We start from the raw sequence: 13,679 nt of genomic DNA on the forward strand, positions 1-13,679 counted from the left end.
AAACGGCGCATCAAGATTTATCAGCGCGCTCATCTCCCCTGCTGCTCAATCCATTGTAAAACCCGATTCCAAGCCCACCAAGGGTCAGAATCTTCAGCATCGCGCTGGCCTTTTTTGCTGCTCAAATAGCCGATATGACCACCGTGAGGAGTGAGAATTAAATCTATAGCTGAATTTTTAGTACAAGCAGCTTGCAAATCTGGTATAATTCCGGGATGAAAAAATGGGTCGTCGGCAGCGTAAATAATTAAAGCAGGTTTTTCAATTTGGGGCAACAGTTGTAAAGCGCTGCTAGCTTCGTAATAAGCCTCCACAGAGGGAAAACCCAACTTGCCAATTACCAGTTCATGGTCAAATCCCCAGATACTATTAGCGCGGTTAATCGCCTCTGGGTCAAGACTACCAGGATGGGCATCATGGATACGCCAAGCGAGTCGTTTTAATTTGCGCGTAATTCCGGCTTCGAGAAATCTGCCAAAGCGGTATTGAACCAGATAAGATAGCGATCGCACAGAATCCAAACTCGGACAAATTACCGCACTCCCGCCAATATCGCCGTATTGTATCCCTAAATCCTCACCGCTCCGAGATAAATCAGCAGCAGCTTTCAGCCCCCACAGCGCCAGTTGTCCACCCAAAGAAAACCCGATAAACCAAAACCTCCCAGGACAGCCCATAGTAGACGCTGCTGCTGCAATCCTGACAAAATCTTCCCCCTCATACAAACCATCAGAAGTCAGAGTCGGGGATAACTCAGCCGTTTTACCATGAGCACGCCAATCGAAGAGCAACACAGCGTAACCTTGAGCATAAGCTTTCCGTCCCAAAAGCCGCAAAAACCATTCACTCTCCAACTCTCCCGTAATGCCATAGGTGGCGATAATTGTGCCACGGGGATTTTCAGGTATAGCTACCCAACTAAAAATTGGCACACCTTGAGCCCCGGTTAACACCGTTTCGTGGTATTTCGGTTCTGGGTGTGGAGTGGTGCTTTCCCAGCGACGACTTCCCCACAAAGCAGTGTAAACGGTCATTGCCACGCCGTTTCTCAGCCACGACACCGGATTGTAGGGAGCGTAACACATCATATAAAGGATTTCGTGTACTTTAAGAAAGATTCCTCATCCTTTCATCTTAAGGTTTATGTTAGATTTAAAATCTTTTTTATAATCAAGACAGCAATCTTTGTATCTACCAAAGGTTCTTATTTATCCTTAATAAGTAGTAATAATTTTTTAAGAATGCCGAGGATTCTAGTCATAGACGACGACCCAGCAATTTCAGAACTCGTTGCCGTCAACTTGGAAATGGCTGGCTACGATGTAAGTCAAGCAGAAGACGGGATCAGAGGTCAAGCGCTGGCTCTCCAGCTACAACCAGACCTGATTATGCTCGATCTCATGTTACCGAGGGTAGACGGATTCACCGTTTGTCAACGCCTACGTCGGGACGAGCGCACATCCGAGATTCCCGTTTTGATGTTGACAGCTTTAAGCCAAACGCAGGATAAAGTGGAAGGTTTCAACGCTGGCGCAGATGACTACCTCACTAAGCCCTTTGAAGTCGAAGAATTGCTAGCGCGGGTGCGAGCATTATTGCGACGAACTGACCGTATCCCCCAAGCAGCAAAGCATAGTGAAATCCTCAACTATGGCCCCCTCACCCTAGTTCCCGAAAGATTTGAGGCCATCTGGTTTCGAGAAACGGTGAAACTGACTCACTTGGAGTTCGAGCTACTTCATTGCTTACTCCAGCGCCACGGACAGACAGTTTCTCCCAGCGAAATCCTCCGCGAAGTTTGGGGCTATGATCCAGATGATGACATTGAAACGATTCGAGTCCACATCCGCCATCTGAGAACCAAACTCGAACCAGACCCCCGCCATCCTCGTTACATCAAAACCGTATATGGCGCGGGATACTGTCTGGAGTTACCCAGCTTACCGCCATCAACCGAAGGAGCTTCAACATCGGTTGTGGAATGAAGTTACCTACACCGTACCTATTTCAGGTCGGTGTAGGATTTTTTTAAGTGCCACCGTTACAATTTAAGACGAATAAGCCTCCATTGGCAGACAAGAACAAACAAAATTCCTGTCACCAAAAGCCGCATCAATCCGACCCACAGCAGGCCAGAACTTATTTTCACGAGTCCAAGGTGCAGGATAAGCAGCTTGCTCGCGGGCGTATGGATGATGCCATTCTCCCGTAATCAAGCTAGCAGCAGTGTGGGGGGCATTCTTCAACAAATTATCTTCAGCATCCATCTTACCTGATTCAATCACAGCGATTTCTTGACGGATGGCAATTAAGGCATCACAGAAGCGGTCTAATTCAGCTAGAGATTCGCTTTCTGTGGGTTCCACCATGATTGTACCTGCTACCGGCCAAGAAACGGTCGGGGCATGGAAACCATAATCAATTAACCGCTTGGCAATATCATCAATTTCGATGTTGGCTGATTTTTTGAGCGATCGCAAATCTAAAATACACTCATGGGCAACTAGACCATTTTTCCCTTGATATAAAACAGGGTAATAAGATTTGAGACGCTGGGCGATGTAATTGGCATTGAGAATCGCCACTTTAGTCGCCTCGGTCAACCCATCCGCACCCATCATGGCAATGTACATCCAAGATATCACCAGAATGCTGGCGCTACCCCAAGGTGCAGCCGCCACCGCGCCAATACCTTGCTTACCGCCCATCTTTACCACAGAGTGTCCTGGGAGAAAAGGCACAAGATGAGGTGCAACCCCAATGGGCCCCATCCCCGGCCCACCACCACCATGAGGAATACAAAAGGTTTTGTGCAGATTTAAATGACACACATCTGCACCAAAATCTCCAGGGCGACAAATACCCACTTGGGCGTTCATATTTGCCCCATCCATGTAAACTTGACCACCGTGGTTATGAATAACCGCACAGATTTCCTGAATACCTTCCTCAAACACACCGTGAGTGGAAGGATATGTCACCATCAATGCAGCCAATTCGCGACTATATTTTTGGGCTTTAACTTTCAGGTCATCCAGGTCAATGTTACCTTGGTCATCACAAGCAACTCCAACTACCTTCATCCCGCACATCACTGCACTCGCCGGGTTTGTCCCGTGGGCTGAGGTGGGAATTAAACAGACGTTGCGGTGTGCTTCATTTCGGCTTTCATGATATTGGCGAATCACCAAAAGTCCTGCATATTCGCCTTGGGAACCTGCATTTGGTTGCAGAGATATACCCGCAAAGCCAGTAATTTCACTGAGCCATGATTCCAATTGTTGAAACAAGATTTGATAACCTTGAGTTTGTGACGGGGGTGCAAAAGGATGAATCTTGCCAAATTCCGTCCACGTTACTGGTATCATTTCCGATGTAGCGTTTAACTTCATCGTGCAAGAACCCAAAGGAATCATCGAAGTCGTTAAAGACAAATCCTTAGTTTCTAGCTGATGCAGATAACGCAGCAACTCAGTTTCTGAATGATAGCGGTTAAAGATGGGGTGAGTGAGGTACTTGCTGGTGCGAGGGAGGAGGAGATGAGAGGATGGTTGCTTGAGTTCTTCTAGACTAAAAGGTAAATCGTCGGTCTGTGCGAAAATTTGCCACAGGTCGATTAAGTCTTCGGGAGTAGTAGTTTCATCCAGGGAAATACCCACAGCATTTGTATCAAAAACTCGCAAATTAATATTGCGGGCTGTGGCGGCCGCGAGGATTGATTCTTGGTTCTGGGTTCCCAACTCCACGCGCAAAGTATCAAAGAAATATTCAGAACTGACGGTGTAACCGAAGCGCTGTAATCCCGTTGCCAAAATCACAGTTAGTTGGTGGATATTTTCGGCGATCGCCTTTAATCCTTTCGGGCCGTGATACACTGCATACATACTCGCCATCACCGCCAATAGCACCTGCGCTGTGCAGATATTACTAGTAGCTTTTTCTCTGCGGATATGTTGCTCACGGGTTTGTAAAGCTAGACGCAATGCTGGCTGACCGTGGATATCTTTTGATAGACCCACAATTCTTCCGGGAACTTGGCGTTTATACTCTTCCTTCGTCGCCAGATATGCTGCATGAGGCCCCCCAAACCCCAGCGGAATCCCGAAGCGTTGGCTACTACCTACAGCAATATCAGCACCAAATTCACCAGGAGGTGTCAGCAAAGTTAAGCTGAGAATATCTGCGGCTACCGTTACCAATGCACCCTCAGCATGGGCTTTTGCAATAAAAGCACGGTAGTCGTAAATAGTGCCATCACTAGCAGGATATTGGAGAACTGCCCCAAAAATTGGTTGGTCAAAATCAAAATTTTGATGGTCGCCAACGATAATCTTAATTCCTAGAGGCAGAGCGCGAGTTTGCAAAACATCAATAGTTTGAGGATGGCACTCACGAGAGACAAAATAAGCATTAGCTTTATTTTTAGCCACACCATAGCTCAAGCTCATCGCTTCCGCTGCTGCTGTCGCCTCATCTAGCAAGGATGCATTAGCAATTTCCAAACCCGTCAAATCAATAATCACGGTTTGGAAATTCAGCAGTGCTTCTAGTCGTCCTTGGGCAATTTCTGGTTGATAGGGAGTGTAAGCAGTATACCAGCCGGGATTTTCCAGGATATTACGAGCAATCACCGGTGGAGTGATGCAGTCGTAATATCCCATACCAATGAATGAACGGAAAACCTGATTTTTTGTAGCCAATTGCTTTAACCTCGCCAAAGCGGCATACTCACTTTGGGCTGCAGGCAATTGTAAAGCTTGATGTAGGCGAATTCCCTGAGGTACTGTTTGGTCAATCAGTGTATCCAAGTCAGCAATTTCCAACACCCCAAGCATTTGCTGGATATCTTCGGTGTTGGGGCCGATGTGCCTTTTAGCAAAATTATCTGACCTTTGAGCTTTTGCACCCAGCGTCTGCTCAGGACTCGACTGGGGAACAGGAACGGAAGCTACCACAAATTCTTCTCCAGATGCAACTATTTCATATTTTGCAATAAATAGTTTTAATAAGTTAGCAATAATTAATTTATTTATGTAAATTCCATTATTTATTTACACATTAAGGTACTGGGGAATGGGGGTGTGGGGGGTGTGGGGGGTGTGGGGGGTGTGGGAGGTGTGGGAGGCGTAGGAAGATTGTTGCGTCAGCATAAATTCTTTTTCTCCCCATCTCCCCATCTCCCCACCTCCCCATCTCCCCATCTCCCCATCTCCCCACCTCCCCATCACCCCACCTCCCCATCTCCCCACACCCCCTCATCTCTATTCCCTAACCCCTACTCGCCTTCCACCTGAGCACTATACTCGTCTGCACTCATTGCATCTTCAATTTCGTCTGGTTCGTTGACGCGGACTTTCAAAAACCAACCTTCTCCGTAAGGGTCATCTGCGACTTGTTCGGGAGAATTAATTAAGGCTTCGTTGCGTTCAACGACCGTACCGGTGACTGGTGAATTTAATTCTTCCACCGCTTTGACTGATTCGATGGAGCCGAATGTTTCTCCCTTACTTAAAGCGTCGCCAACTTCTGGTAACTCTAAGAACACAACATCGCCTAATTGGTCTACAGCAAACTCAGTAATACCAATGGTGGCAATTTCGCCCTCTAGTCGTACATATTCATGACTATCCAGGTATCTCAAATCCTGAGGATATTCAAAAGACATATTACTTCCTTATCTACATCAAAAAAAATTATCGCCCCAACAGTAATTTAGGTCATATTTGGTAATTAACCATACTGTAGATCGAGTAACTCACACACATTATTCCTTAAAATTCAAGTCTTGGGTTGTTACGAATTGGCAAGACGATGTTTTGAACGATAAAAGGGACGCTTAACTACGGTGGCTGGGTAAACTTTGCTACGAATTTCTACTGCTAGTTGCTGACCTATCTTGGCGAGGTGGGAGGAGACGTAAGCTAAGGCGACGGGATAGCCTAGTGTGGGGGAGAGAGTACCGCTGGTCACTTCTCCGACAACTTCCCCTGCGGATAGTACTTGATAGCCGTGACGAGCAATGTTACGTCCAGACATTTGCAAACCAACTAATCGCCGCTTTGTCCCCTGGGCTTTTTGTTGTGCTAAAACTGCGCGACCGATAAAATCGCTTTTGGTCTCGAGATGAACTAGCCAGCTTAAACCAGCTTCTAAGGGGGTGGTGGTGTCATCGATATCTTGTCCGTAGAGGGCCATTGCGGCTTCCAAGCGCAGGGTGTCCCTCGCACCTAACCCACAGGGAATCACACCTGCATCATAGAGATGTTGCCATAATTTTTTCCCAGTATCTGGGTCTACCATTACTTCAAATCCATCTTCCCCGGTGTAACCTGTACGAGCTAGAAACCCTGGCTGGTCTAGTACTGGGGCTTGGATGTGACCAAAGGCGGGAATTGGTTGTAAATTTGCCTTGACAAAAGGCTGCAGGTGGTGAATTGCATTCGGCCCTTGGACAGCAATCAGGACTTTTTCGTGGGAAAGGTCTTGAAAGGTGATTTGGTTTAAGTCAAGGTGCTGCAATATCCATGCTTTGTCTTTATCGGTGGTGGAAGCATTGACAATAATGACTGCTTGCTGTAGGCAGTTAATGTCTTCACCTTGATAATAGACGATGATATCGTCGATGATACCTGCTTGGGGATTCAGCAGTGTGGTGTATTGTGCTTGACCGGGTTGTAAGCGACTCAAATCTGAGGGAACTAAAAGCTGGAGTTGGGAAATTAAGTTTTTACCTTGGAGGGTAAATTTTCCCATGTGGGATATGTCGAACATCCCAGCCGCATTTCTGACAGCTTCGTGTTCACGAGTAATACCAGTAAATTGTACTGGCATTTCCCAGCCGCCAAAGCTGGTAAAACGGGCTTTGAGTTCTAAACCTAGTTGATATAAAGGGGTTTGCAGCAGCAATTGGGCAATTTCTTCTTGATTAGCCACAGTTATTTTTACGATCGCACTTCAACATCTATCTATCCTACGAGATCATACTTAGTTTGACAGATTTAGCGATCGCACTACCAGCTTCAAATGCCTAAATCTTTCAATGCTAGACGAATCTGCTCTACACGCCTGCGGTTAACGCCTAAATCTGATTCTCCCACCCGCGATGCCGAGCGCACATGAATTACCGACTCATTGGTGGGGAAATAAAACTCTACATCATCAATAAACTTGAAGATGCGGCTTTTAGAAAGAGCGTGGATGTAATCTTGGGTTTGTTCTATCACCTCGGTGCGGGGAACAACACTGAGAACTTTCAGTAAAACTTCCTGAGCTGCTTTCCGGTCTACATGATAGCTAATCGGGTCAATTGCGTGTTTGGTGTCAGCATTTTGACTGACAACACAATTATCTGAAGCCGGACAAGAACTTAAATGATTATCAGTAACTCCCAAGCTAGAAGTAGCCCAAGTGGCAGCGGGAAAAATTAAACTGTTGAGCAAGGTCAGCAATAGTACCAAAATCATACTTCTGAAGAACCGCCGTGCGATCGCTCTGAGCAAACTAGACATGATCAAATTACTCCTCAACCTAATATCGTTATTAGCTTACCAATAGAACTAGCGATCGCACCTGTTCTCATCCTCACTGTTCCAGTCCCGATTACGGTTTAATAGTTAAATGTTGGCAGTGTTGAGATTTATTAAGAAGACGTTATGAAATATTGGCGAATACTGGCTAGCTTTGTTTTAGCTCTGGTTCTTTTTTCGTTTCCTGTTTCGGCACAAGCGGCTAGTTCCTCCAGTGTAACTAGTACAGCTGTCAATGAAGAATATAGCGGCAAGGATTTATCTGGTCAAAATTTAATCAAGGCCGAGTTTACGAGTTTCATTCTCAAGGATACTAATTTTAGTAATGCTGACCTACGCGGTGGGGTGTTTAACGGTACGATTTTAGAAGGCGTGAATCTACACGGTGTAGATTTTAGTGAAGGCATCGCTTATCTGGCAAAATTCAAGAACACCGATTTAAGCGATGCAGTGCTAACAGATGCAATGATGTTGCGTTCCACATTCGAGCGAGTTGACGTGACTGGTGCTGATTTCACCAATGCAGTTTTAGATGGAATGCAAGTTAAGCGATTGTGTGTCCAAGCCAAGGGCGTGAATTCCAAAACTGGCGTAGATACTCGTGAATCTCTAGGTTGTCGGTAGATTTTTAACTCAAACCTCCCCGCACATGGGGAGTGTGGGGAGATGGGGAGGTGGGGAGGTAGGGAGATGGGGAGTGTGGGAAGATGGAGATTAAAGTGTGAGCTTTTGAGCCTGAAACTCGGATTTCAGAACTCAAAACATCCTGCTCAGAACCCAAAGCTTCCCCACATCACCCCATCACCCCATCACCCCATCACCCCATCACCCCATCACCCCATCACCCCATCACCCCATCACCCCATCACCCCATCACTTCTTAAAGTTGTCGCAACCAGCTCACTTGTTCCCAGACGGCTTTGAGGGAGACTAGGTTTTTACGATTAAACCAATGTTTCCCAGCGGTGCGGAATTGTCCTTTAGCTGCTGCTTGTACTCCATCACTGATGGCGACGCCGACATGTTGCATGACGCTGGAGTCACGATAACAATCAATCATACAGGCAGTGCAACCATCCCGGACTCGTTGGGAATTATCAAACTCGCTGATGTGACACATAGGTTGCTCCCAATTGTGGCAGCGATAAAGGTTAAGATGCCAGTCGAGATAAAACTGTTTCCAGCCACCGAGACAGCTAAATTGTTCTGCTTCACCGAGTAAATGACGCTGCATATCTTCAATGGAGGCGGTGGGATTGACAACTTGGAAGCTGCGTTTGAGAGCTTTGACTGTCTCGAAACGCTGTTGCAATTCCTCAATGGTGTAATCTACTAAATTAGATTCGGCAAAACCTAGGTAAGAAGACCCCAAGGTAGTGAGTGGATAGGAGAAGGTGACGCTATCGAATCCGAGAGATTCGAGGAATGGGGGTAGTTGAGAATATTCGTCCACTAGCCGACTCATAGTTACAGAGGCGGTAGTATGAATTTTACGACGTTGGAAGTGGCTATTGGCATCACGAATGCGATCGCACACGCCCTTGAGTCCCCGATTTTGTTCATGCTTCTCGGCTTCGGCTGCATCAATGGAAATTATCACGCTGACTAGTCCCGCGTCAGCCATTTCCTCAATTCGTTTTGCTGTCAGCAGGGAACCGTTAGTCACTAACATCGGTGCCATGCCAATACTAGATGCATGAGCAATCATCTCATTTAACTGGGGATGAGCCATTGGCTCCCCACCCACATAGATTAAAAAATATACCCCATTGCGGTAAAGAATTTCTGCCGCTTGCTTCGCTTCCTCCAGTGTGACAGTATGTCGCGCCTCCGGAGGCATTTTATCGACCGCAAAATTACAGAACCCACAACGAGCATTGCATACACTAGTAATAGCAAACTGACAAGTAGCCGGGCCACCATCCCACACTGCTTGTAGCGCCATTTGCCATAGCGATCGCTTTTTAGCTCTCACTGCTAAACTATCTTGAGACATAACGTTAATCTTTCTTACGCATTGACAGTACATCTTAAATATGAATACCGAGATTAAACTCAGCAAGACTGTCGCCAGTCCTGCTGGTCTTCAAAACCGTGCATGAAACTTTCACCTCACACGGCTCCTCAATGACTTGACCCTTGTCATGGGTACTTCCCGCTTACCACATCACATTTGTTTCTGTATCGCTCTTATGTCGGTCATAAGAGTTGTCAGTGGCAGTTTTAACGTGGTGACAATGCCTATGTAAGGCTTGTAGATTATCATATATATCCTTTCCACTAACCGATTTAGGGATAATATGGTCAATCTCAATTAAATCGTCTTCTCTAAAGTACAGTCCGCAGTGGGCACATTTCCCTTTTTGCTTCTTGAGTAGTGTTGCTATCTTTTTAGGTACTAGGGGATGATTGCCCTTTCTTGCACTCCAGTATTTTAAGTTTCCATTGAACGGTGAAGCGTCACCTTTTACCTTTACGTGTCTCACAATTTCTTTTTGTGAGTGTTTGAATAGCTTCACTGTGACTTCACCGTTCTCTGTTGCTGCAAATACCCAATTTTCGCCGCCTACTGTGTGCCAATATTTATTGGCTACCCAACTACCTGATTTCTTGGAATGACGGCGTTTTCCCCAGCGTTTTAACTTCAGATACACTAGTCTGCCTAACTTTGAAAATATCTCTTTACTCACAACTGTTGAATAATAGTTTACCCATCCCCTTATTACCGGGTTAAGTTTACTGATTAGTGCTTCCTGTGGAGCGCTTTTGTGGTTATCGATTATTCTGGCTATGTCGTCGTAGTGTTTCTTTATTGCTTTGTCGCTGGGCTTGATGAGTGTTTTAAATCCTAACTTCTTGCCATGTCCGTTTTTTCCAGAGTTATTCTTCCCCACTTTGTATTGTTTTACATGGAAACCAAGGAAGTTAAATCCTATATCTTGGGAGTTTACTCTATCAAGGAATTTGAAAGTTGAGACAATGCGGGTTTTGTTAGAATTTAATTCCAGTCCCATTTCTGCTAACCACTCTTTTACTCTTTCCTTGAGTAATATTATGTGAGCCTCATAAGGTGCAAGAATTACGAAGTCATCAGCATATCTGATTAGGGATATGCTGTAGATATTCGACCATCTGAGAGTAAATAACGGGTTACTTCGTTCCGAATAACAATGCTATGTATCTTTAGAATGACACTCTTCACCGGGTTTGTTAGGGGTGCTAACTGGTCAGGATTTAAGCTGCCAATCCCATATCCTTTACCATTTTGGTTATAGCGATTCAGCCTAATTGCGCTATTTAAAATTAACGATGATTCGGACGTGTCTTTAAGCCTTAGCCTTATTCATGGATACTTTGCTTGACGGTTACTGCGTTAGGCTTGCAGTACTTTCGCCTTTTATTCCCGCTTTACCGATTGATGGCTAGTCTCTACAGTAGGGAATATGCTTTCACTCCAGCACTTAGAGGATGGGTTATGCTCCCATATTGTTATTCAGTTATCATAAGATTCACAAGAGTCTTATGCGGCTAATCCTCCTAAAAGCTTACTAGGCTTGGTTTCTAGCCAACGAGTCGCACTAAATCATATATTTCGTAGGGGCACAGCACTGCTGTGCCCTTTGTGCCCTTTGTGCCCTTTGTGCCCTTTGTGCCCTTTGTGCCCTTTGTGCCCTTTGTGCCCTTTGTGCCCTCTGTACCGTCAATCGCACGAGTCTGTTGAGGAGCAAAGTTATAGGACGATTTCCATTGAGAATGGTACACCATGATATCGTTTGGTGTTAGGGCACGGCAGTGCCGTGCCCCTACGGACACACCTGGCGTCAACAAGAATCGTCTTCAAATTTGGTAACGACCAATTGTCATCAATACATATCATGATTAATTTGTAAAGTACCTATCCCCTATCTTCCATTCCCCTTACTTCCCAAACACACTTCCGAGGGCGCGGGCCATGTTTTGCGGTTGCATTGCATCTATAGCGGCGGTGGGTTCATAGCCGCAATGAACCATACAGTCAGCGCATTTGGGATTACCGCTGGCGCGACCGTATTGACTCCAGTCGGTGTCTTGGATTAACTCTTTAAAGGTGCTGTAATAGCCTTCGTTCAGCAAATAGCAAGGTTTTTGCCAACCTAAGACGCTGTAGCTGGGGCTACCCCAAGGGGTGCATTCATATTCCTTCTCACCTGTGAGGAAGTCTAGAAATAATGGGTTGTGATTGAAGTTCCAGTTTTTGTCACCAGCTTTGTAGGGAGCGAGGATTTGGCGGAAGAGGGCGCGTGTTTGTTCGCGGTTGAGGAAATGCTCTTGATCTGGTGCCCACTCGTAACTGTAACCTGGGGATATCATCATTCCGTCAGTATCAAGAGTTTCGAGGAAATCAAAAAACTCTTGCATTTCTTGAGGATTGCAACCTTCAAAAATAGTAGTGTTAGTAGCTACGCGAAAACCTTGAGCTTTGGCGGCGCGAATGGCTTTGACTGCAGTGTCAAACACACCTTGACGATCTACACATTTATCATGCCATTCTCGCAACCCATCTAAATGGACGCTGAAGGTCAGGTATGGTGAAGGTTGAAACTTGTGCAAACTTTTTTCAAACAATAAACCGTTAGTGCACAAATAAATATACTTTTTGCGCTCAATTAATCCCTGAACAATTTCACCAATTTGGGGATGTAATAGCGGTTCTCCTCCAGGAATTGAAACCACCGGCGCGCCGCATTCTTCAACTGCAGCGAAGCACTGTTCTGGGGTGAGGTTTTGTTTCAATATTTCTACTGGATGCTGGATTTTACCACAGCCTGTGCAAGCTAAATTACAGCGGAAAAGAGGCTCCAACATTAAAACCAGGGGAAAACGTTTGCGCCCTTTTAAGCGTTGAGTGACTAAATATTTGCCGATATCTACGGCTTGTTGTAAGTTAACTGCCATGATTACGAACACTCCTCTAAACGGAAAACACCACAAGAAAGGATGAAGGATGTCATTTAACGTATCCTTCGCTGACAAACCAATTAACTGCATCTTGCAGTGCGGTTGTCAAGTCAGACTGGGGTAGACCTAACTCTCGTACCGCCTTGGAAGGATCATAATACATTGGTTGTTGGGACATCCGCACTCCGTCTAATGGGACTGAGGGAGATTTGCCTAAAGGTGCGAGAATTTTCTCATCAACCCAAGCCACACTCAAAGGTAGCCAAGCGGGTACGGTGCTTTGGGGTGCTGGTATACCTGTAATTTGAGCCAGTTGATCGAGTAGTTGTTTTAAAGTCAGGTTTTGATGTCCTAAGATATAGCGATCGCCTGATTTTCCCTTTTGCAAAGCTAGTAAATGTCCCCAAGCCACATCCCGCACATCGATAAAATTTAAACCAGTATCCACATAAACGGGCATTTGTCGTTTCAAAAACCGCAGGATAATATCCCCTGTGGGGGTTGGTTTGATATCTAGAGGCCCAATTGGGCTGCTAGGATTAACCACAACTATTTCTTGTCCTGCATTTGCTGCTGCTATAGCTGCTTGTTCTGCCAAAAATTTTGATTTTTTGTAATCACCCACCAATTTCTCTAGGGGACTCTGATATGTTTCATCTACGACTGTACCAGATGTCCCTACTCCAATTGCTGCCACTGAACTGGTGTAAACAGTACGTTCAATCCCTGCTTGTTGAGCAGATGCAAGGACATTGCGTGTCCCCACAACATTATGACGATAAAGCAGCTCTTTGTCTTTTTGCCACAGAGAATAATGGGCGGCGATATGGAATAGATATCGACAACCATGCATTTGTTGCCAAAGATGGGAATCATTTAAATCACCCTTGACAATTTCTACCTCTAGCCCTTTTAGGTTGTCCAAGTTACTGCTAGGGCGTACCAAAGCCTTAACTTTGTATCCCTCTCGCAGCAACAAACGCACAACATGGCTACCAATAAAACCTGTACCGCCGGTGACAAAAATTTGTGTCATTTGTTCTTGGGGAGGTGGGGAGGTCGGGAGGTGGGGAGGTGGGGAGGTGGGGTGATGGGGAGGTAGGGAAAGTTGAGATTCAAAGACTCACTCTTCAAGCTCAAAAGCTGACGCTTCAGGTTTAAAGGCTGGCGCTTGAGGTTCAAAGGCTGAGGCTTCAGGCTCAAACTTTAATCCCC

Annotated in this window: 14 protein-coding genes; 4 read left to right on the plus strand and 10 right to left on the minus strand. The window is 45.7% G+C overall.

What is annotated here, in order from left to right:
- Window positions 1-29 precede the first annotated feature (29 nt).
- Window positions 30-1,088, minus strand: a complete 1,059-nt coding sequence (locus MIC7126_RS0109115; protein ID WP_026100133.1) for a YheT family hydrolase — start codon at window positions 1,086-1,088, stop codon at window positions 30-32.
- A gap of 153 nt (window positions 1,089-1,241) precedes the next feature.
- Here MIC7126_RS0109115 and MIC7126_RS0109120 point away from each other — a divergent pair, with 153 nt between their 5' ends.
- Window positions 1,242-1,985, plus strand: coding sequence for a response regulator transcription factor (locus MIC7126_RS0109120; protein WP_017652834.1), 744 nt, complete (start codon window positions 1,242-1,244; stop codon window positions 1,983-1,985).
- A gap of 63 nt (window positions 1,986-2,048) precedes the next feature.
- Here the strand turns inward: MIC7126_RS0109120 and gcvP are convergent, their stop codons facing one another.
- Window positions 2,049-4,955, minus strand: coding sequence for an aminomethyl-transferring glycine dehydrogenase (gene gcvP / locus MIC7126_RS0109125; protein WP_017652835.1), 2,907 nt, complete (start codon window positions 4,953-4,955; stop codon window positions 2,049-2,051).
- A gap of 126 nt (window positions 4,956-5,081) precedes the next feature.
- Between gcvP and MIC7126_RS30305 the strand changes: the two genes are divergently transcribed.
- Window positions 5,082-5,294, plus strand: a complete 213-nt coding sequence (locus MIC7126_RS30305; RefSeq protein WP_154655863.1) for a hypothetical protein — start codon at window positions 5,082-5,084, stop codon at window positions 5,292-5,294.
- On the opposite strand, the gene gcvH is transcribed toward MIC7126_RS30305, so the two are convergent.
- The 3 genes from gcvH to MIC7126_RS0109145 form a co-directional block, all read right to left on the minus strand.
- Entirely contained in the window at window positions 5,276-5,665 is a 390-nt protein-coding gene (gene gcvH / locus MIC7126_RS0109135) for a glycine cleavage system protein GcvH (RefSeq protein WP_017652837.1), read from the minus strand. The two genes, MIC7126_RS30305 and gcvH, sit on opposite strands and share 19 nt — an antisense overlap.
- A gap of 128 nt (window positions 5,666-5,793) precedes the next feature.
- Window positions 5,794-6,933 (minus strand): glycine cleavage system aminomethyltransferase GcvT, encoded by a 1,140-nt coding sequence (gcvT, locus tag MIC7126_RS0109140; protein ID WP_017652838.1) that lies wholly within the window; start codon window positions 6,931-6,933, stop codon window positions 5,794-5,796.
- 86 nt (window positions 6,934-7,019) lie between these two features.
- Entirely contained in the window at window positions 7,020-7,508 is a 489-nt protein-coding gene (locus MIC7126_RS0109145) for a DUF1499 domain-containing protein (protein WP_026100134.1), read from the minus strand.
- A gap of 144 nt (window positions 7,509-7,652) precedes the next feature.
- Between MIC7126_RS0109145 and MIC7126_RS0109150 the strand changes: the two genes are divergently transcribed.
- Together MIC7126_RS0109150 and MIC7126_RS30310 are read left to right on the plus strand one after the other, a co-directional pair.
- On the plus strand, window positions 7,653-8,150 hold the full coding sequence (locus tag MIC7126_RS0109150; RefSeq protein ID WP_017652840.1) for a pentapeptide repeat-containing protein: 498 nt from the start codon (window positions 7,653-7,655) through the stop codon (window positions 8,148-8,150).
- Between the two features lie 42 nt (window positions 8,151-8,192).
- Window positions 8,193-8,450 carry a hypothetical protein gene (locus tag MIC7126_RS30310; RefSeq protein WP_154655864.1) on the plus strand — a complete coding sequence of 86 codons (258 nt, stop codon included), beginning with the start codon at window positions 8,193-8,195 and terminating at the stop codon, window positions 8,448-8,450.
- Here MIC7126_RS30310 and MIC7126_RS0109155 read toward each other — a convergent pair.
- The 5 genes from MIC7126_RS0109155 to MIC7126_RS29170 form a co-directional block, all read right to left on the minus strand.
- Window positions 8,407-9,522: a radical SAM protein gene (locus tag MIC7126_RS0109155; RefSeq protein ID WP_017652841.1), complete on the minus strand. Its 1,116-nt coding sequence runs from the start codon at window positions 9,520-9,522 to the stop codon at window positions 8,407-8,409. The genes MIC7126_RS30310 and MIC7126_RS0109155 overlap by 44 nt on opposite strands.
- A 163-nt stretch (window positions 9,523-9,685) precedes the next feature.
- Window positions 9,686-10,648, minus strand: coding sequence for a group II intron maturase-specific domain-containing protein (locus tag MIC7126_RS27295; protein ID WP_081603009.1), 963 nt, complete (start codon window positions 10,646-10,648; stop codon window positions 9,686-9,688).
- A gap of 796 nt (window positions 10,649-11,444) precedes the next feature.
- Window positions 11,445-12,461 carry an adenosyl-hopene transferase HpnH gene (gene hpnH, locus MIC7126_RS0109170; RefSeq protein WP_017652844.1) on the minus strand — a complete coding sequence of 339 codons (1,017 nt, stop codon included), beginning with the start codon at window positions 12,459-12,461 and terminating at the stop codon, window positions 11,445-11,447.
- 52 nt (window positions 12,462-12,513) lie between these two features.
- Window positions 12,514-13,500, minus strand: coding sequence for a hopanoid-associated sugar epimerase (gene hpnA, locus MIC7126_RS0109175; protein ID WP_017652845.1), 987 nt, complete (start codon window positions 13,498-13,500; stop codon window positions 12,514-12,516).
- Entirely contained in the window at window positions 13,497-13,667 is a 171-nt protein-coding gene (locus tag MIC7126_RS29170; RefSeq protein WP_154655865.1) for a hypothetical protein, read from the minus strand. Before MIC7126_RS29170 ends, hpnA begins: the two co-directional genes overlap by 4 nt.
- Window positions 13,668-13,679: the final 12 nt, after the last annotated feature.

This window comes from Fortiea contorta PCC 7126, from assembly GCF_000332295.1.
GTDB lineage: Bacteria > Cyanobacteriota > Cyanobacteriia > Cyanobacteriales > Nostocaceae > Fortiea > Fortiea contorta.

What these genes read in the sequence shown, in the direction of transcription:
- MIC7126_RS0109115 (WP_026100133.1), bottom strand. Translation starts at nt 1,088, where the DNA reads ATGATGTGTTACGCTCCCTACAATCCGGTGTCGTGGCTGAGAAACGGC.
- MIC7126_RS0109120 (WP_017652834.1), top strand. Translation starts at nt 1,242, where the DNA reads ATGCCGAGGATTCTAGTCATAGACGACGACCCAGCAATTTCAGAACTC.
- gcvH (WP_017652837.1), bottom strand. Translation starts at nt 5,665, where the DNA reads ATGTCTTTTGAATATCCTCAGGATTTGAGATACCTGGATAGTCATGAA.
- MIC7126_RS0109145 (WP_026100134.1), bottom strand. Translation starts at nt 7,508, where the DNA reads ATGTCTAGTTTGCTCAGAGCGATCGCACGGCGGTTCTTCAGAAGTATG.
- MIC7126_RS0109150 (WP_017652840.1), top strand. Translation starts at nt 7,653, where the DNA reads ATGAAATATTGGCGAATACTGGCTAGCTTTGTTTTAGCTCTGGTTCTT.
- MIC7126_RS30310 (WP_154655864.1), top strand. Translation starts at nt 8,193, where the DNA reads ATGGGGAGGTGGGGAGGTAGGGAGATGGGGAGTGTGGGAAGATGGAGA.
- MIC7126_RS0109155 (WP_017652841.1), bottom strand. Translation starts at nt 9,522, where the DNA reads ATGTCTCAAGATAGTTTAGCAGTGAGAGCTAAAAAGCGATCGCTATGG.
- hpnH (WP_017652844.1), bottom strand. Translation starts at nt 12,461, where the DNA reads ATGGCAGTTAACTTACAACAAGCCGTAGATATCGGCAAATATTTAGTC.
- hpnA (WP_017652845.1), bottom strand. Translation starts at nt 13,500, where the DNA reads ATGACACAAATTTTTGTCACCGGCGGTACAGGTTTTATTGGTAGCCAT.